Source organism: Desulfovermiculus halophilus DSM 18834 (genome assembly GCF_000620765.1).
GTDB lineage: Bacteria > Desulfobacterota > Desulfovibrionia > Desulfovibrionales > Desulfothermaceae > Desulfovermiculus > Desulfovermiculus halophilus.
In genome coordinates this window covers 95,139-112,502 of record NZ_JIAK01000007.1, presented here as the reverse complement: position 1 = coordinate 112,502, position 17,364 = coordinate 95,139, and the positions used below count along the sequence as shown (strand labels likewise).

14 protein-coding genes are annotated in these 17,364 nt (G+C 58.5%); 11 read left to right on the top strand and 3 right to left on the bottom strand.

Translation table 11 applies throughout. The annotated features are described in order from the left end of the window. Window positions 1-39 precede the first annotated feature (39 nt). From N902_RS0104165 to lpxA, 4 genes are all read left to right on the top strand, one after another. Window positions 40-573 (top strand): OmpH/Skp family outer membrane protein, encoded by a 534-nt coding sequence (locus N902_RS0104165; protein WP_051564266.1) that lies wholly within the window; start codon window positions 40-42, stop codon window positions 571-573. Between the two features lie 142 nt (window positions 574-715). After that, window positions 716-1,768, top strand: a complete 1,053-nt coding sequence (lpxD, locus tag N902_RS0104160; protein WP_027369914.1) for a UDP-3-O-(3-hydroxymyristoyl)glucosamine N-acyltransferase — start codon at window positions 716-718, stop codon at window positions 1,766-1,768. Continuing rightward, window positions 1,755-2,234: a 3-hydroxyacyl-ACP dehydratase FabZ gene (fabZ, locus tag N902_RS0104155; protein WP_027369913.1), complete on the top strand. Its 480-nt coding sequence runs from the start codon at window positions 1,755-1,757 to the stop codon at window positions 2,232-2,234. The genes lpxD and fabZ overlap by 14 nt, the downstream gene beginning before the upstream one ends. Then, on the top strand, window positions 2,231-3,031 hold the full coding sequence (gene lpxA, locus N902_RS0104150) for an acyl-ACP--UDP-N-acetylglucosamine O-acyltransferase (protein WP_027369912.1): 801 nt from the start codon (window positions 2,231-2,233) through the stop codon (window positions 3,029-3,031). The genes fabZ and lpxA overlap by 4 nt, the downstream gene beginning before the upstream one ends. A 126-nt stretch (window positions 3,032-3,157) precedes the next feature. On the opposite strand, the gene N902_RS0104145 is transcribed toward lpxA, so the two are convergent. After that, the gene (locus tag N902_RS0104145; RefSeq protein ID WP_027369911.1) at window positions 3,158-3,883 is read right to left on the bottom strand and encodes a J domain-containing protein; all 726 of its coding nucleotides are present in this window, start codon (window positions 3,881-3,883) and stop codon (window positions 3,158-3,160) included. Window positions 3,884-3,948: 65 nt separating this feature from the next. Here N902_RS0104145 and N902_RS0104140 point away from each other — a divergent pair, with 65 nt between their 5' ends. From N902_RS0104140 to N902_RS0104130, 3 genes are all read left to right on the top strand, one after another. Next, complete coding sequence (locus N902_RS0104140) at window positions 3,949-4,260, top strand: hypothetical protein (RefSeq protein WP_027369910.1); 312 nt, start codon at window positions 3,949-3,951, stop codon at window positions 4,258-4,260. A gap of 150 nt (window positions 4,261-4,410) precedes the next feature. After that, entirely contained in the window at window positions 4,411-4,968 is a 558-nt protein-coding gene (locus N902_RS0104135; RefSeq protein WP_027369909.1) for a cytochrome c3 family protein, read from the top strand. Between the two features lie 58 nt (window positions 4,969-5,026). Then, window positions 5,027-6,451 carry a multiheme c-type cytochrome gene (locus tag N902_RS0104130; RefSeq protein WP_027369908.1) on the top strand — a complete coding sequence of 475 codons (1,425 nt, stop codon included), beginning with the start codon at window positions 5,027-5,029 and terminating at the stop codon, window positions 6,449-6,451. 401 nt (window positions 6,452-6,852) lie between these two features. On the opposite strand, the gene tsaA is transcribed toward N902_RS0104130, so the two are convergent. Beyond that, complete coding sequence (tsaA, locus tag N902_RS0104125) at window positions 6,853-7,272, bottom strand: tRNA (N6-threonylcarbamoyladenosine(37)-N6)-methyltransferase TrmO (protein ID WP_027369907.1); 420 nt, start codon at window positions 7,270-7,272, stop codon at window positions 6,853-6,855. Window positions 7,273-7,400: 128 nt separating this feature from the next. Between tsaA and N902_RS16315 the strand changes: the two genes are divergently transcribed. The 4 genes from N902_RS16315 (at window position 7,401) to N902_RS0104105 (ending at window position 14,448) form a co-directional block, all read left to right on the top strand. Beyond that, window positions 7,401-8,801, top strand: coding sequence for an efflux transporter outer membrane subunit (locus tag N902_RS16315; protein ID WP_051564265.1), 1,401 nt, complete (start codon window positions 7,401-7,403; stop codon window positions 8,799-8,801). Continuing rightward, entirely contained in the window at window positions 8,798-9,949 is a 1,152-nt protein-coding gene (locus N902_RS0104115) for an efflux RND transporter periplasmic adaptor subunit (RefSeq protein WP_051564264.1), read from the top strand. The genes N902_RS16315 and N902_RS0104115 overlap by 4 nt, the downstream gene beginning before the upstream one ends. Further along, on the top strand, window positions 9,946-13,095 hold the full coding sequence (locus N902_RS0104110; protein ID WP_027369905.1) for an efflux RND transporter permease subunit: 3,150 nt from the start codon (window positions 9,946-9,948) through the stop codon (window positions 13,093-13,095). The genes N902_RS0104115 and N902_RS0104110 overlap by 4 nt, the downstream gene beginning before the upstream one ends. Before the next feature lie 534 nt (window positions 13,096-13,629). Next, a complete protein-coding gene (locus N902_RS0104105; RefSeq protein ID WP_027369904.1) occupies window positions 13,630-14,448 on the top strand; it encodes a DUF3786 domain-containing protein in 819 nt (272 codons plus the stop codon). Window positions 14,449-14,465: 17 nt separating this feature from the next. On the opposite strand, the gene N902_RS18585 is transcribed toward N902_RS0104105, so the two are convergent. Beyond that, complete coding sequence (locus N902_RS18585) at window positions 14,466-17,204, bottom strand: ATP-binding protein (protein WP_161635155.1); 2,739 nt, start codon at window positions 17,202-17,204, stop codon at window positions 14,466-14,468. Window positions 17,205-17,364: the final 160 nt, after the last annotated feature.

Genomic DNA, 17,364 nt, shown 5'->3' with positions numbered 1-17,364 from the left:
CCTGTGCACACTGCAAATGACGACAACGGAGGGTCTTTTATGCGCAACACAATGTGCGGTCTCTTGCTGGTCCTGTGCGGACTTATTTTCTGGCCATCGCTTGCCCCGGCCCAGGATGTCAAGCTGGGGGTGGTGGACCTGCAGGCGGTGATGGAAAAGTCCGAGCCGGGCCAAAAAGCAATACAGCAGCTGAAGTCCGAATTCACGGACATGAAAAGCGAGCTGGACAAGAAAAAAGCGGCCATTGATAAGCTTCGACAGGAGATGCAGAATCAAAGCCTTGTCCTCAGCCAGGAGGCGCAACTGGACAAGGAGACAGAATACAAGCAAAAAGTGCGCGATTTCCAGGACTTGTATCAAAACTACCAGCGCAAGATGCAGCTTAAAGAACAGCAGCTCCGGGAGCCGATCATCAAAGAGCTGGTCAGCATCGTCCGGGATTACGGGGAAAAGAACGGCTACACCCTGATCATGGACAAGAAGAACAGCGGAGTGGTCTATAACAGCGATGCCATAGAGATCACCAAGCCGGTGATAGCCGAGCTGAATAAGACCTGGAGGAACAAGAAGTAGGCAGCTCATCCGGGGGCCCGGGATGGTGCTCCGGACCCCGGATGAAGGCAAAAAGCAGCTGTCGCCCTCATCGACGCAAGAAGGGATGCTAATTCATGTCCGCCCATATGCTTAGTACGTTCACACCCCGAGGAAGCCTCCCATGTCCTGGACCACACGCAGCATAGCCCGCCATCTGGGCCTGTCTTATCACGGCCAGGACTTTGAGGTCCTCGGCTGCAACACCCTGGAAAAGGCCACGGAACACGAAATCAGCTTTCTGGCCAACCCCAAGTACGCCAAGCTGGTGGACAGCACCCGGGCCGGGGCAGTAGTCATGACCCCGGAGCAGGCTGAGCACAGGGACAACGTCTTTATCAGCTCCAATCCGTACTATGATTTCGCCCGCATTGTGCAGCTTTTCGCCCGTCCGCACGGCTCGCTGCGGGGGCACAGCCAAATGGCCTTCATCCACCCCGAGGCCCAGGTCTCGGATCAGGCCACCGTCTATCCCTTCGCCTTTATCGGCCCGCATGTCCGGATAGAGAAGGGAAGCACCGTCTTCAGCGGCGCCTACATCGGCGAGGAGTGCAGCGTAGGCCGGGATTGCATCATCTCTGCCAACTGCTCCCTGATGTCCGGGACCATCCTCGGGGACCGGGTGGTTTTGCACTCCGGGGTCGTACTGGGCAGCGACGGCTTTGGTTTTGCCCAGGGAAACGGGGAAATGCAAAAAGTGCCTCAGATTGGTCGAGTGGTTATTGAAGACGATGTGGAAATCGGGGCCAATACAACTGTAGACCGGGCAGCCCTGGGCGAGACCAGGATCGGTCAAGGCTCCAAGATAGATAACCAGGTGCAGATCGGGCATAATGTACGGATTGGCAAAGAGTCGATCATTGTGGCCCAGGTTGGTATTGCCGGGAGCAGCAGCGTCGGCGATCATGCCATACTGGCTGGACAGGTCGGGGTGGCCGGGCATTTGCATATCGGCGACGGATGCAGGATCGGGGCTCAATCCGGAATCAACAAATCCGTTCCTGATCACACCGACGTATCCGGTTCACCGGCCATGGACCATCGCCTTTATCTGCGCTGTGCCGCATTGCACCAGAAACTCCCGGATATTTATCAACGCATGAAAGCCTTGGAATCAGAGGTCAAATCTCTGCGCTCCAAGCTGCAGGCAGGAGGTTGTGGACATGAAGATGACTGAGGCCGGCCTGGTCAGCACACAAATCCTGGGGCTTTTGCCCCATCGCTACCCCTTTCTCCTGGTGGACAAGGTCCTGGCCTTTGAACCGGACACCTCCTTGGAGGCCATAAAAAATGTGACCATCAATGAACCCTTCTTCCAGGGTCATTTTCCCGGCTATCCGGTCATGCCCGGGGTACTGATCGTGGAAGCCTTAGCTCAGGCCGGAGGTATCCTGGTCATTAAAAGCCAGTCCAGCATACCGGAAAATAAAATCTTTTTGTTCAGCGGCATTGAAAAGATGCGCTTTCGCAAACCGGTTTACCCTGGAGATTGTCTGCACTTGTTTGCCACTTCCGTGCGGCATAAGCAAAATATCTGGAAAATGGAGGTCGAGGCCCGGGTGGAGAACCTGATTGCCGCCCAGGGGGTTCTTACTGCAGCCATGGTGGACAGGAATTCCGGTCAGGAGAATGATCCCCAATGAATGACGCCATCCATCCCACAGCTATAATCCATCCCCAGGCGGAACTCGGCCAATCGGTAAGCGTTGGTGCTTACGCCATTGTGGAACAAGGAGTAGAGATCGGAGAAGGGTCAAAAATCGAGCCTTTTGCCCGCATTCAAGGACCGACCACACTGGGTACAGGCAATCACATCCACTCCCATGCCTGCATTGGCGGGCCGCCCCAGGACTTGAAATATAACGACGAGCCCACGGTACTTGAAATTGGAGATGACAATACCATCCGGGAATATGTAACCATCCACCGGGGCACAGTTGGTGGCGGCGGAGTGACCAAGATGGGATCACGATGCCTGATCATGGCCTATGCCCATATTGCCCATGACTGCATTCTGGGTGATGAGGTCATTTTGGCCAATGCCGCTACACTGGCCGGCCACGTCACAGTGCACAACAAGGCCGTCGTCGGCGGTTTGTCTGCTGTCCATCAATTCGTCCGCATCGGTGAATCCGCATATATCGGGGGCATGACCGGAGTGGCCCAGGACGTGCCTCCGTTCATGCTCGTAGCAGGCGAGAGAGGCTGGCTGCACGGACTCAACCTCGTCGGGCTCCGGAGACAGGGATTTACCCGGGACGAACTCTCCACATTAAAACAGGCCTACCAGATCATCTGGCGCTCGGGAATGCGCCGGACAGAGGCCCTGCAGGAGGTCAAAAGGGAGCTGGACACCGCAAGCCCCCGCCTGGCCCAGCTGGTGGAGTTTGTGGAATCAAGCTCCAGAGGGATTATCGGGCCCAAAGGGATGGAGGAGTGACTGACCCCGTGCCCCTGGCCTGAGCAAACAGGCCGGACCCATACCGGGGCCGGTGCACAGCCCACAGCCAAATGCAGTGGAAAATACAGGGGCCGGACGCTCAGCACAGCGAAGCCTGACCGCGGGCTACAGCGGGGTCAGCCAGCTGCTCCGGCCGGCCACATAGCACCATTGCCCGGGGACGCCTCTTCGGGTCTGATACGCAGGCCGTTCCAGCCAGGCCAGAATCTCTTGATACGCGGCGTAGACCTTGCGGAAGGCCGCGGCATCTCCGCCGGAATCGGGGTGATGGGTCAACGCCGCCCGGCGGAAGGCCTTTTTCAGCCTCTCTTCGGCGTCAGTCGAATGCATGAGATCGCTGGTACGCATCTTCAGAATGCGAAGCTGTTTACCTACGCTCGGAGCCGTCTCCTGGACCACCGGCTGGACACTGGCCTGCCCCACCACCCGGGTTCGACCCTGGGTCAGGACATGCCTGCTGGCCCTCTTTCCGCTCTTGGTCCTCTTCTTATGCCCCCACCAGATATCCCCCAGGGAAAAGATCATTCCATCCATGTCCTGTTCCGGCCAGCGGCCCGGAAGGCGGGGGAAGAGATAGGTCGAGACCTCCTGGCTGTACCTGGGAAGCACATTCAGGACCAGATAGGCTTCAGTGAAGAAAAAGGTGGCGTACCGGGTTTCAACCACCCGGAGCAGATTGTTGAACCACGCCAGCTTGAAGACGAAACGCTCTTTGCAGGTCCGGGAACAGTACCTGACTCTGCCCCGGTCCATGACCCGGCCGCAGCACTGGCATTGCCGGGGCCGTAAATCTCCAAGGGGCTGAGGGCTGGTATCCGTGGTCAAAAACATGGGCCGAGTCTACCAGGACCCGGCTGTTGAGGCAATCTCCCCCTGTCGTTCAGGCATTGGTGTGTATGTTGGACAAAGCAACCCTCCTCCCTACCCTGATGGACAAGCTGGCCCGGCTGCCCTGCGGCGAGGCCGTCGACCTGCGGACCTATAAGCGCAACCGTTCCGTACTCATTGTCAAGAAAGACCCCGATTCCTATCTTATTATGGAAAATGGATTTCATCAGGATCGAATCCACGTCCCATCCGCAAAGCTGAAGAAGACCCTTAAGGTCCTCATCAAGCGCGAATTTCCCCGCAGCAACAAGGTGCGCCTCTATCCTCTCGGCCCCTGGGACGAGAAGTCCGACCCCCTGCCCAAACGGAAAAAACTGTAGATCCGCCGGCAACTTCTTGCCTTTAGCCGCCAATTTGGGTAAAGTTTCACAAACATGCCCACCCTATGGTTTCCTCAAGGAAGCAACACCACCTGAGCTCGGTCCGGCAGGCATCAGGCCGGCCCTAGGCTGAGGACTGAAGGAGACAGCATGCGCAGAGGTTATAAGGCCCTCATACTGATTCTTTTGGGAATAATTATCGGCTTTCCGGTATTCAGCATGGCCTATTATACCATGGTCCGCACCTCCACCCCCCAGTTCTGTGCTTCATGTCACGAAATCGAGTACGCCTACAACACCTGGAAAACCTCCACCCATGCCAACAATCCCAAAGGGTTCGTCGCCGACTGCATGGACTGCCACCTTCCCGCTCCGGAAAACACCTTTGAGTTCTTTTATTCCAAGACCTATCACGGCATCAAGGACGTGGTGAAGCATTTTACCATGGACACCTCCGAGTACGATCATGAAAAGAACAGACAGCGGGCCTACGAAGACATCGACAACTCCCAATGTCAGAAATGTCACCGCAACCTGCTGGACATGGCCCACAAGCGCGGGGCCATGCTGGCACACAAAACAGTTCTCTATCCCCGCGAAGGATACGAGAAGAAGTGTGTGGACTGCCACGACAGATTAGTCCATTTTCCCAGGGACGACTATGCGTATGACCAAGCTGTTCTGGATGCGGAAAGCACTGGACTATGAACACCATGAATGCCAATTATGGCCCTACAGTTATCGTTTACCAAGGGAGGAAGGTGTTATGCGCAGGAGACTGAGTCGAATCATCACGACCTGCACTGTTATTGGATTATCCGTGATGCTCGTTCCCAATCCGGTGTGGTCGGCGGCGGAAACGAACGCCACCACCGCGCATCAGCTCAAGAAGAAGGAGTTCCGCATTGAGCGCTCCATGTCCAAGGAGGCCAAGGCCTGTATCATGTGCCACAAGCAGGAGCATCCGGCCTTGTTCACCGACTGGGCCAGCAGCAGGCACGCATCGGCCAATATCACCTGTATCGACTGCCACTTGGCCGAATCTCACGATCAGGACGTGAGCCAGAGCCATTTTGAACAGTATCAGCGGGACGACATCAAATGGGGCACAGCGGAATACAAGGTCCCGGTCGCTGCTGTGGTCACTCCCAAGGACTGCTCCCGCTGTCACCCGGATGAAGTGACCCAGTACTCGCGCAGCAAGCACGCCAACACCTTGGAGATCATCTGGAAAATCGACCCCTGGCTCAATGACGGCATGAACTCGGACTGGGAACGCTCGTCCGGCTGTTATTACTGCCACGGTACGGTTCTCAAAGAGGACGAGGACGGAAACCTGGATCCCATGACCTGGCCCAATGTCGGCGTCGGCCGGATAAATCTGGACGGCAGCAAGGGCAGCTGCTCTTCCTGCCATACCAGGCATCGTTTTTCCGTTATGGAGGCCAGGAAGCCCGAAGCCTGCGGCCAATGCCACCTGGGACCGGACCATCCCCAGATCGAGATCTATGAGGAATCCAAGCACGGAGCCCTCTATCATGCCTTTGGCGATGAATACAACTGGGACGCCGCCCCCGGCACCTGGACCCCGGGCGTGGATTATCGAAGCCCGACCTGTGCCTCCTGCCATATGTCCGGGGCGGGAGAGGTCCTGACCACCCATGACGTCACCGAACGCCTGTCCTGGGAGACGCAGGCCCCGCTCACGGTCCGGCCTTCCGAATTCTCAGCATTCCCGGCCGAGACCAACTGGAAGACCGAACGGGAAAAGATGAAAAAGATCTGCACCCAGTGCCACGGCCAGACCTGGGTCGATGATCACTACGTCAAGCTGGACAAGGCGGTGGAAGAATACAACGAGGTGTACTACAAGCCGGCCAGGAAGATGCTGGACAAACTGTATGCCGAAGACCTCCTGGACGATGAGAAGTACTTTGACGAAAAGCTGGAGGTCGAGTTCTACGAGCTCTGGCACCACGAAGGCCGGCGGGCCCGGATGGGAACGGCCATGATGGCCCCGGACTATTCCTGGTGGCACGGATTCTACGAATGCAAGCACCGGTTCAACGAGTTCATGGCCGAGGCCAAGCACCTGCTGAAAACCGGGGAAAAGGCGCACAAGTACGAAGACTTCCCCAATGCCAGCGGAGACACCACCAGGCCCGAGGTCCTGTTCAAGACAAACCAATAAGGCTTTTCGACACAGAAAGAGGAATTGCATACATAAGAGTTTGCCGTCTCTTCTATGTGCCGTAAGCGGCAGGCCCGCACATTTTCTTGGTCCCGCCAAAAGGGGGAAACCAGGCACTCACATGCATAATATGCTCAGTCCATCTGAAAGCAATGCCCATCATGTGAGTGCCTGGAGGGGGCAGGGATCCCCCTTTGGCGGGGCTTAGAAAATACCGGGCCGAAAGTGGGCACACAGAAGAGATGGCAAACTCCAAAAATCCACAGGCTACGTCGAAGAACCACCAATAAGATATTCCTCTACAGGTCCCAACGGCCCCCTTCCCGGGAAGGGGGCCTTTGGAGATCATGCCCATAAGAGTCGGCAGGCGTCAAAATCCACAGGCTATGCCCGCGGACCTCTTATTCTCCATTCCAGCTCGGACACTCCTGTCTTCCCTCAATATGCGGCTTGATGTCCAGTATTGGCGTCCCGTCCAGCATATCCAGCCCCTTGACTTCGATTGTGTTTCCTACCACCTTGCCTACGGTCACAATTGACAGCCCAATCGGGTTCGGCCGCCGGGGCGAGCAGATACTGAACACCCCAAAGCTCCGGTCCTTGTGCGGAGGGGTCTGCACCAGGAACGAAGAATCAAACTCCGGGCTTTTGTGAAAGTAAAAGAGGACCACAATCCGCTGTCCGGGCTTGATATCCCGCAGTCCTACTGCATATCTGGCCTCGACCTCCAGGGTTCCCTCCACCTCGGACAGACTCCAGTGCCTGGGCAATGTCTCTGCTTTGGTACGCACAGTTCCAATGGGGGAAAAAGTTACACGCATATGCACCTCCGGTCTGCGCTATGTGTCATGATTTCGCTTACCTTCATCACAAATCAGCAGGCTGTCAAGGCGGCGGGGCTGGGGGCACAACCCTTGCTTTTCTTCCCGGCTTGTGGATAATCAGGACAATGTACGCCTCATCCAGGTCTCCTTTCTTCAGTGTCTATCTCCTGCTTGGTTTCCTCGCCGCCCTCAGCGCATGCACTGTCTTTGCCCCACCCGAGCGCTCCGTGCAGCCGGTGGAGCTTCCGGCCGACTTTGCCTGGGACACGAATGGAACAGCACCCATTGATCACTGGTGGCGAAAATTCGACAGCCGGGAACTCAATAGTCTGGTCCACGCAGCCCTGGAAGACAACTTCAACATCCGCTCCAGCTGGGCCAAGCTGCGCCAGGCAAAGGCCGTAGCCGCCAAATCCAGGGCCGGCCTCTTCCCTGCCCTGGACACCAGCCTGGAAGGCAGCCGAAGCCGGTCCTACCGGGACTATGAAATGCTCTCCGACACCAAATCGGCCTCTCTGGATCTGGCGGCTTCCTATGAAGTCGACCTTTGGGGTCGGATCCGGGCCGGCTATACCGCTGACCGCCTCAGCGCCAGGGCAGCCTACGAAGACCTGCGGACCACGGCCATCTCCCTGACCGGCGAAGTGGTCAAGGCCTGGGTGGAACTCTTGGCCGCCCGGCGGCAAATCCAGGTGGTCCAGGACCAGATAGACGTCAATGAACGGCTGCTTAGAATCCAGGTCAGCAGGTTCGAGAAGGGCATGGCCTCGGCCTTGGACCTTACTCAGCAGAAGGAGCTGGTAGCCGGTTCCAGGTCCGCCCTGCCTCCGCTTCGGGCCAGACAGCGAGCGGCCCTGAATCAGCTGGCCCTCCTTTTGGGCCGGGCCGATTCCGGCTCCCTGTCCATCCGGGGCCAGAGCCTTCCCCCGCCGATACCTCAGCCGGAAGCCGGAGTTCCGGCCGATTTGCTCATGGCCAGGCCGGATGTACGGGCCGCCTTTTACCGTCTGCGCTCCGCGGACTGGGCGGTCAGCGTTGCCCGGATTGACAGGCTTCCAGTCCTGTCCATTTCGGCCCGGACAGCCTTGAGCAGCGACAGCTTCAGCCTGGCCTGGGGGGACTGGCTGACCCGTCTAGGATCCAGCCTGACCGCTCCTGTCTTCGACGCCGGCTCCAGGCAGGCGGAAGTGGAAAGATCCCGGGCGGTGAGCGATGAACGTTTGGCCGAGTATGCAGGTACGGTCCTGGAAGCCGTGAAAGAAGTCCAGGACGCTTTAGCCAATATCGCCGGATACAAAGAGCAGATCGCCAGAGTGGAGGACGAGCTGCGGGCTGCCGAGCAAGCCAGGGAGCAGGCCAGGATCCGGTACATAAACGGGCAGAACGACTACCTGAACTTCGTAACCCAGCAGCGCAGCGTCCACGAGCTGCAGCGCAGCCTAGTTTCGGCCAGGGCCGATCTTCTGGCTTCTCAGATAGCCCTGTATCGAGCCCTGGGAGCCGGTGAAGGATGGGACAGGGGATGAGCAGATTTGCAAAGGTGGTCCTCGGCCTGGCCATCATCGGCCTGGGTGCTGCAACGGCCTGGTATTTTGTGACCCATAAGCCCTCGGTCAGCAGACAGAAGGCGGCTCCCAAAACAACTCCGGTCAATGTTCTCACCGTTCAGCCCTCGGACGTCAGAGCCAACATCACTGCCATGGGCACCGTGGTTCCTTCCCGGGAAGTGACCCTGCGGGCTGAGGTCAGCGGACAAGTAACTCACATCGCCGAGCAGTTCACTCCCGGGGGCAGGCTGCCCAAGGGCCGGACCGCGGTTCGCATAGACCCCAGGGACTACCAGGTCCAGGTGACCAAGGCCCGGAGCGCTTTGACCAGGGCAGAAGCCGAGCTGGACCTGGAGCAGGGCAAACAGGAAGTGGCCAGGCAAGAGCTTTCCATGTTTGAAAAGGATTCAGAGCTTCCGGTCAGCAAAACCGAGCTGGCCCTGCGCCGTCCCCAGCTGGCCCAGGCCCGGGCCGAGGTTGAGAGCGCCAGGGCCGATCTGCGCAAGGCTGAGCTGGACCTGAGCCGGACCGAGGTATCCGTACCCTTCAACTCCCTGGTCACGGCCCGAAACGTGAACCTCGGCTCCCAGGTCGGGGGACAGGACGATCTGGCCACCCTGGCCGGTACCGACACCTTCTGGGTCCGGGCTTCAGTCTTGACGGACCAACTTCGCTTCATCGACCTCAGGGCCAGGGAGGGCAATCCGGTTCGCATCACCTCCCAGTCCGGAACCGGGCAGTGGACAGGACACACCCTGCGTCTGACCGGGGAGGTCGACGAGCAGACCCGCATGGCCACCTTGCTCATTGCCGTGCCCGATCCCTTGGATCAAAAGGCCCAGGGCCAGCCGATAATGCTCAACGACTATGTCCGGGTGGATATTCAGGGCAGAGTCCTGCACGATGTCTTCTCCCTGCCCAGGCGGGCCTTGCGCGAGAATGACACCATCTGGGTCATGGAAGACAACCGGCTGGACATCCGTTCAACCGCGGTGGTCTGGAAGGACAGGGCAAAGGTGTATATCCGGAAGGGATTGGCCCCTGGAGACCAGGTGGTGCTCAGCCCTCTGTCCACTCCGGTTCAGGGCATGCGCCTTCAGGCCGCCCCCAACGGGGACCGTCCATGACCGCATTTCAGGACCAAAGCCCGGGACCGGCACCTTCCGGCCCCTTGGCCTGGATGGCCGGCAATTCGGTTGCCGCCAACCTGATCATGCTGCTCTTCCTGGTCGGCGGCCTGATCATGGCCTTAAACATCAAGCAGGAAGTCTTTCCTGAATTCAGCACCGACACGGTCAGTGTCCTTGTGCCCTATCCCGGGGCCAGCCCGGAAGAGGTTGAGCAGGGCATTGTCCTGGCCGTGGAAGAAGCTGTCCAGGGCCTGGAAGGGGTCAAGGAGGTCAGGTCAACAGCTTCTGAAGGTCAGGCCCAGATCCTGGTCGAGGCAGTTGAGGGCCAGGACATGAACCGGCTGTGGCAGGATGTGGAGAGCGAGGTCAGCAGGATCACCACCTTTCCGGACGAGGCTGAAGAGCCGGAGATCTCCATCTCCACGCACAAACGCGGGGTCCTGACTTTGGCTCTGTTCGGCGCCCGGGACGACGTCGTTCTGCGGGAGGCGGCCGAGATGGTCCGGGACGAGCTCCTGCAGGACCCCGGCATAACCCAGGTCGAGCTGGAAGGGGTCAGGGACTATGAAGTCCATATCGCCCTGAGCCGGGAAACCCTGCGCCGCTTCGGCCTGACCCTGGAGGATGTGGCCCAGACCGTGCGCCGGGCCTCAGTCGATCTGGGTGCGGGAAGTGTGAAGACCCGCTCAGGAGACATCCTGGTCCGCATACAGGACAGGCGATCAACAGCTGACGAATATGCCCGCATCCCGGTCCTGACCACATCCAGCGGGGCCCAGATCCTCCTTTCGGACATCGCCCGGGTCAGCTGGGGCTTTGAGGACGTGGAATCCTGGGCCACAGTCAACGGCTGGCCGGCAGTAATGATCGAGGTCTACCGCATCGGGAACCAGACCCCGGGGTCTGTGTCCACCGCCGCTCAGGACGTGCTGACCGAGCTCAATGCCTCCCTGCCCGGAAACCTACAGATCGACGTCCTGCGGGACCGCTCGGACATATTCCATCAACGGGCCGATCTTTTGCTGACCAATGCCTACCTGGGATTGGCCCTGGTCTTCTTTCTCCTGGCCCTTTTCCTGGAAGCCCGGCTGGCCTTTTGGGTCAGCCTGGGCATTCCCATTTCCTTTCTGGGCTCCTTCCTCCTTCTGTCTGGAACCAGCTTCAGCGTGAACATGATCACCATGTTCGCCTTCATCGTCACCCTGGGAATAGTGGTCGACGACGCCATTGTGGTCGGGGAAAACATCTACCACCACAGGCGCATGGGCCAGGACATGCTCCGGGCCTCCGTCCAAGGGGTCCGGGAGGTGGCCATGCCCGTGGTCTTCAGTGTGCTGACCAATATGGTGGCCTTTACCCCCATGTTTTTCATCCCCGGCGTGATGGGCAAGATATTTAAATTCATCCCCCTGGTCGTGGTCTGTGTCTTTGCTGTATCCCTGATCGAGAGCCTGCTTGTCCTCCCCGCCCATCTGGCCCATATCGGGGAAAAGCGCGCCAAAGGCCCGCTGCGCTACCTGACTCAGGCTCAAGCCAGATTCAGCGCCTGGATCGAGGTCCTGATCACCCAGCGCTTCGGGCCCTTTCTGGCCTTTGCCCTCAGTCATCGCTACCTGGTTCTGGCCCTGAGCCTGGCTGTTCTCACGGCCACGATCGGCTATATTCAATCCGGACGGATGGGCATCATCCTCTTTCCCACTGTCGACTCGGATTATGCCTACGCGCAGGCCACCATGCCCGCCGGGGCGGCCAGGGAGGACCTGCAGCTGGTTGAGAGCCGGCTTATCCAGGCGGCGCAGGACGTGGTCCAGGAGTACGGCGGCCGGGAGCTGTCACAATCTTTGCTGACCGTGGTCAACGAGAACACTGTAGAGGCCAGGATCTACCTGACCGACCCTGAGGTCCGTCCCATCGGGACCTCCCAGGTCACTCGGCACTGGAGGGAAGCCGTGGGTCAGGTGACCGGCCTGGAGAGCATCCAGTTCGAGGCCGACCGCGGCGGGCCCGGATCGGGGAAGGCCTTGACCGTTCAGCTCAGCCATCGGGACCGGGATCTTCTGGAACAGGCGGGCAAGGACCTGGCCGCAGTTTTGGAAGAATATCCGGGTGTCTCGGATATTGATGACGGCTCACCAAGCGGCAAGCGGCAGCTTGACATCCGGCTCTCGGATCTCGGACGCCGCATGGGGCTTTCCTCCCGGGAAGTTGCCAATCAGGTCCGGCACGCCTTTTACGGAGCCGAGGCCCTGCGCCAGCAGGAAGGCAGGAATGAAGTCACCGTCCGGGTCTGGCTGCCGGAAGATGAGCGGGAGAGCTTGGCTACCCTGGAAGACCTTCTGCTTCGGGTTGGAGACAAGGAGGTCCCTCTGCAGGATGCAGTCCGGATTGTGGAAAGCCGCTCCTACACCAGCATCAACCGGACCAACGGGCGACGGACTGTGGATGTTACAGCCAATGTCCAGCCCCGGTCCAGGGTGGAGGTGTTGAGTGCAGAGCTGAAGGCAACGGCCCTTCCCCAGCTCCAGACCACCTCCCCCGGGCTGAGCTTCAGCTTTGAAGGCCGTCAGGCCGATCTCCGGGAGAGTGTGGGCAGCCTCATCCAGGGCTTGCTTCTGGCCCTGCTCGCCCTGTATGGTCTGCTGGCGGTTCCCTTCCGCAGCTATATGCAGCCCATGATCATCATGGCCTGCATTCCCTTCGGCCTTGTGGGCGCTGTTCTGGGCCATCTGCTCCTGGGCTACTCTTTGAGCCTGATGAGCCTGTTCGGGATTGTGGCCTTAAGCGGAGTGGTCATCAACGACTCCCTGGTCCTGATCCATTTTGCCAACCGCCTGCGCCGGGAGGGTCACAGCGTGTTTGATTCCATCACCATGGCCGGCATGCAGCGTTTCCGTCCCATCCTTTTGACCACCCTGACCACCTTCGGCGGCCTCTCGCCCATGATCCTGGAGACCTCAAGACAGGCCCGCTTTCTGATCCCCATGGCCATTTCCCTGGGCTTCGGCCTGGTCTTTGCCACCCTGATCATCCTGGTCATGATTCCCTCTCTGTATCTGATCCTGGAGGATGTATCCCACACCTGCGGCTTGGGACCCTGCATCCAGGATGTGGAGGGAAAAAAGCCGAACCACGCCTTGGAGTGAGGTCGTGCCTGCGTGCTGCACAACACAATAGAATCTTGGCTCTTCGACCCAGAAAGTGGAATTGCATCTACAAAAGTTTGCCGTCTCTTCTGTGTGCCTTGAGCGACAGGCCCGCACATTTTCTTGGCCCCGCCAAAAGGGGGAAACCAGGCACTCACATGCATAATATGCTCAGTCCATCTGAAAGCAATGTCCATCATGTGAGTGCCTGGAGGGGGCAGGGATCCCCCTTTGGCGGGGCTTAGAAAATGCCGGGCCGAAAGTGGGCTCACAGAAGAGATGGCAAACTCCAAAAATCCACAGGCTATGTCGAAGAACCAGATTCTTCAGTCCCTTCGCTCCTTCAAAATGACAAGAGGGGGCATCAGCACATCCGGCGGGCCATCATTCTTCTGTCTGTCATTCTAGGCGAGCCTGCGAGGGAAGAAGCTCGCATCAAATTTGACAATTCTGGGACATGCTTTAGGTATACTCCTGAGCGCGTAAGCACAAAAACCATCCCGACGGATGCATACAAATACTACAGGAGCAGATATGGCCCAATTGACCAACCCGATGGAAATCTTCAAACTGTTGGACAACTCCAACTGCCGTCAATGCGGGCAACCGACATGCATGGCCTTTGCCGCGGCTGTATTCCGCGGCCAGCAGGATATAAGCGAATGCCCCAAGCTTGACGCGGACACCGTGGCCCAATTCTCCGAAAAAACGGGGCAGCAGACCACACCGGATCAAGAGGTGGAGGAAACGGTCAAGCAGCTCAAGGCCGAGGTTCCCAAGATGGATCTGGCCTCTGCCGCCGAGCGCCTTGGCGGTCGGTACAGCAACGGGAGGATAACGGTAAAGGTCCTGGGCAAGGATTTCCACGTGGATACAAAGGGCCGCCTCTCAGCCGAGATCCACACCAATGCCTGGGTCTCGGTCCCGGTCTTGACCTATATCCTGTACGGAAACGGGGTCTCACCCATCAACAAGTGGGTGCCCTTCCGGGAGCTTTCCGCCGGAAAATCCTGGGTCGGACTTTTTGAACAGCGCTGCGAAAAGCCCTTGAAGCAAATAGCCGACTCCGACCCGGAGCTGTTCTTTGATTTGCTCGACCTGTTCAACGGCAGGGACGGCAGCGCCCAATTCGACGCCGATGTGGCTGTCATCCTCCATCCTCTGCCCAAGGTCCCCATGGCTGTCTGCTACTGGCGGGCGGAAGACGGCCTGGACTCCAGCCTGCATGTCTTTTTTGACGCCACGGTTGAGGAGAACTTGACCATCGGCTCCATCTTCTCCCTTGGAGCCGGCCTGGTGCGCATGCTGGAAAAGCTGGTCATGCGCCATCAGAACCAGATCGCCTTTGGCTAGCGGTCCTTAAAGATCCGTCACTGGGAGGCCAAGACCTCCCGAAGCTTTTGGCTCAGCCCGGCAGCGGAAAAAGGCTTTTGGATGAAATCAATCCGTGAATCCACTATTCCCTGCTGGGCTATGACATTTTGCGTATAACCGGACATGAACAGGGTCTTGATCCCGGGCCGGATAGCCTCCAGGCAGGTCTTTAGCTCCTTGCCGTTGGTCTCCGGGAGGATCACGTCGGTGAGCAGGACATGAATCGGACCTGCATATTCCCCAGCCAGCTTCCGGGCCTCGCTGGGTGACCGGGTGGCCAGGACAGTGTATCCCTGCTCCTCCAGCACGGCCTGGGTCAGGTCCAGGACCATTTCCTCGTCTTCCACCAAGAGAACGGTTTCTTCCCCGGACACGGTGGCGAAGTTCCGGGACCGCGCATCAGCCGAGAGCTCGCCTTGGGATCGCGGGAAATAGATCTTGAACGTGCTGCCCCGTCCCTGTTCGCTGTAGACGTGAACCACCCCTTGGTTTTGCTTCACAATCCCGTACACAGTGGACAGACCAAGCCCCGTTCCCTGATCGGCCTGTTTGGTGCTGAAGAAGGGATCAAAGATCTGATCCATGGTCTCCTGGTCCATGCCGCTGCCTGTATCGCTGACCGTGAGACAGACGTACTCTCCAGGCTGAACATAGGAGTGAAGCTCGGTATAGGTCTGATCAAGGACCACGTTCATGGTCTCCATAGTGATCCTCCCGTCCCCCGTAATCGCGTCCCGGGCGTTGATCACCATATTGGCCAGGATCTGATCGATCTGGCTGGGATCGACCCGGATCGGCCAGAGGCCGGATGCCGGGTAAAATGAAAGGACAATGGTCTCGCCTATCAGCCGGTCAAGGAGTTCCTTCTGCCTGGCAATCTCTGTGTTCAGATCAATAACCCTGGCCTGGGAGAGCTGCCTGCGGGAAAAGGCCAGAAGCTGCCGGGTCAGGTCGGCGGAACGCTCCGCAGCCTGCTTTATCTGTTCCAGAGGATAGTGCAGAGACTCGTCTTCCTGCACCAGGCGCAAGGTCATATCTGTATACCCCATGATCACGCCCAGCATGTTGTTGAAGTCGTGGGCAACCCCTCCGGCCAAACGACCGACAGCCTCCATCTTCTGGGCCTGGGCCAAGTACCGTTCAGCGGTTTCCTTTGCTTCTTCCGCCTTTCGGACGTTTTCATCCCGTTCAATTCCATACAGGGCAAAGGCGATATCTGAAGCCAGCTCGCAGAGCAGGGCCTGCTCTTCATGATCGCGTCCCTGGGTCCGGGGCAGGACAACAGTCAAGGCTCCATACATGGTCCCCATATGCTCCAGGGGCAAACACAGGGTATCGCTGTCCATGCAGTTCTCAGCCATCGGACAGCCGTCGCAGGTCATGGACGGCTTGTTGATCAGGCAGATCTCGCTGTGCTTCATTGCCTGACGGCAGCACTCGGGCAACCGCCCCTGTTGCAGCAGCTGATCAAAGTCCGTCAACCACCCGTTGAGCCCTTCCTGGGCATACTGCAACGGCCGCCGGGACTGATCGGTAAGGATGATCATTCCCGCCTCGAATCCCCTGCTTTGGACCAGGATCTGGCACCCCTGGTCAATGAGCTCTTTTTTGTCCTTTTTGGAATTGATCAGGTGATTGATATCCCGAATTGCCCGCAAGACACGATTCAGATGCTCGACCTTCTCCTGAGCCTGCTTTCTCTGGGTGATCTCGGCCATGAACCCATCGATTATGAACGACTGATCGGGGCGTCGTTCACTGATCCGGGCATTGATGGAGAACCAGGCCCAGGTTCCGTCCGCCCGCCGGCCATGTATCTCGAACTGCTCTACCTGCCCCTCGGTATCCAGACGGCGGAGAAACTCGCTTCGCTGGGCTGTATTTCCATACAGGGTGTTCTGGAGATCACGTCTGTACACACGTCCCTGGGCCTGGGTGTCGATCCTGAGCATTTTCTGCAGCTCAGGATTGGCCTGAAGAGTTCGGCCGTTGGAAGTAGTCCGAAAGATCCCGATAGGCGCGTCATTGAATAGATTCTTTAAAGCCGCTTCTCGTTGATGCAGCCTGTCCCTTTGCTCTTCGGCCGCCTTATGGGCAGCGTCCCGCTCGCGCATGAACCGCCAGGAAGTGTAAACCGAGATGATAAGGAGAAGAATGATCAGGCCGGCAAGGGCGTACTGGGTCAGACGAAAGCTGCGCAGATCCGCATTTATCTTGGCATGCAGCAGGGCCTGCACAGCGTCGGTCTTTTGGACCTGCTCAACAAACGTGTGCTGCACCTTCTGAGCAGCGGAGAGACCGGGCAGCCGAGCCCCGGGAGTATGTTCAGCCCACCGCTGGTTGAGGATTTTCAGAAATTCTTTCCTCTGAACGCGCATCTGGCTCAGCTCAACGCGCAGGTCAGGATCCCGGACCGGGGCAATCCTTCCCTGAACCGACTCCGCGCCCTCCAGCATGGCCTGGACAAACCAGTTGGAGCGTTCAAAATGGTCCACGGCCTGATCAAAGGCATCCTGGTTGTCCTCGGCAAAGGCATACCTGAGCATGTTGTGGCCCAGGATATCCTGCTGGGTGATCTGCATCGCCGCTTCCACCTGGCTGATATGCCGCAAGGCCTTCTGCTGGCTGGCCCACAGGGAATAGACCAGGGTGGCCGCGATGCACAGGATAAGGAGGCAGATGGAGACTGCCATCTGCCAGGGCAGGGAGCGCAAGGGGGATTTGGAGCTGTTCATTTCCTGCATCAGGGTCGCCAGGCCGGCATTGAAGAATGGCGGAAGAGGGGATTTTTGTTCCGTCTTGCTTATAAGGTCTGTCCCGTTTCCTTCGAGGCCGTGAGGCTCCGCCGGAGATCTTGGCCTACAAGATGACCATACTCAAGGACGACGAACTGGG

Bases quoted from the DNA above. Each gene is read 5' to 3' on its own strand.
- N902_RS0104110 (WP_027369905.1), top strand. From the start codon at position 9,946: ATGACCGCATTTCAGGACCAAAGCCCGGGACCGGCACCTTCCGGCCCC.
- N902_RS0104165 (WP_051564266.1), top strand. From the start codon at position 40: ATGCGCAACACAATGTGCGGTCTCTTGCTGGTCCTGTGCGGACTTATT.
- N902_RS0104135 (WP_027369909.1), top strand. From the start codon at position 4,411: ATGCGCAGAGGTTATAAGGCCCTCATACTGATTCTTTTGGGAATAATT.
- N902_RS0104140 (WP_027369910.1), top strand. From the start codon at position 3,949: ATGTTGGACAAAGCAACCCTCCTCCCTACCCTGATGGACAAGCTGGCC.
- N902_RS16315 (WP_051564265.1), top strand. From the start codon at position 7,401: ATGTACGCCTCATCCAGGTCTCCTTTCTTCAGTGTCTATCTCCTGCTT.
- fabZ (WP_027369913.1), top strand. From the start codon at position 1,755: ATGAAGATGACTGAGGCCGGCCTGGTCAGCACACAAATCCTGGGGCTT.
- N902_RS0104145 (WP_027369911.1), bottom strand. From the start codon at position 3,883: ATGTTTTTGACCACGGATACCAGCCCTCAGCCCCTTGGAGATTTACGG.
- N902_RS18585 (WP_161635155.1), bottom strand. From the start codon at position 17,204: ATGAACAGCTCCAAATCCCCCTTGCGCTCCCTGCCCTGGCAGATGGCA.
- N902_RS0104130 (WP_027369908.1), top strand. From the start codon at position 5,027: ATGCGCAGGAGACTGAGTCGAATCATCACGACCTGCACTGTTATTGGA.
- lpxA (WP_027369912.1), top strand. From the start codon at position 2,231: ATGAATGACGCCATCCATCCCACAGCTATAATCCATCCCCAGGCGGAA.
- N902_RS0104105 (WP_027369904.1), top strand. From the start codon at position 13,630: ATGGCCCAATTGACCAACCCGATGGAAATCTTCAAACTGTTGGACAAC.
- N902_RS0104115 (WP_051564264.1), top strand. From the start codon at position 8,798: ATGAGCAGATTTGCAAAGGTGGTCCTCGGCCTGGCCATCATCGGCCTG.
- lpxD (WP_027369914.1), top strand. From the start codon at position 716: ATGTCCTGGACCACACGCAGCATAGCCCGCCATCTGGGCCTGTCTTAT.
- tsaA (WP_027369907.1), bottom strand. From the start codon at position 7,272: ATGCGTGTAACTTTTTCCCCCATTGGAACTGTGCGTACCAAAGCAGAG.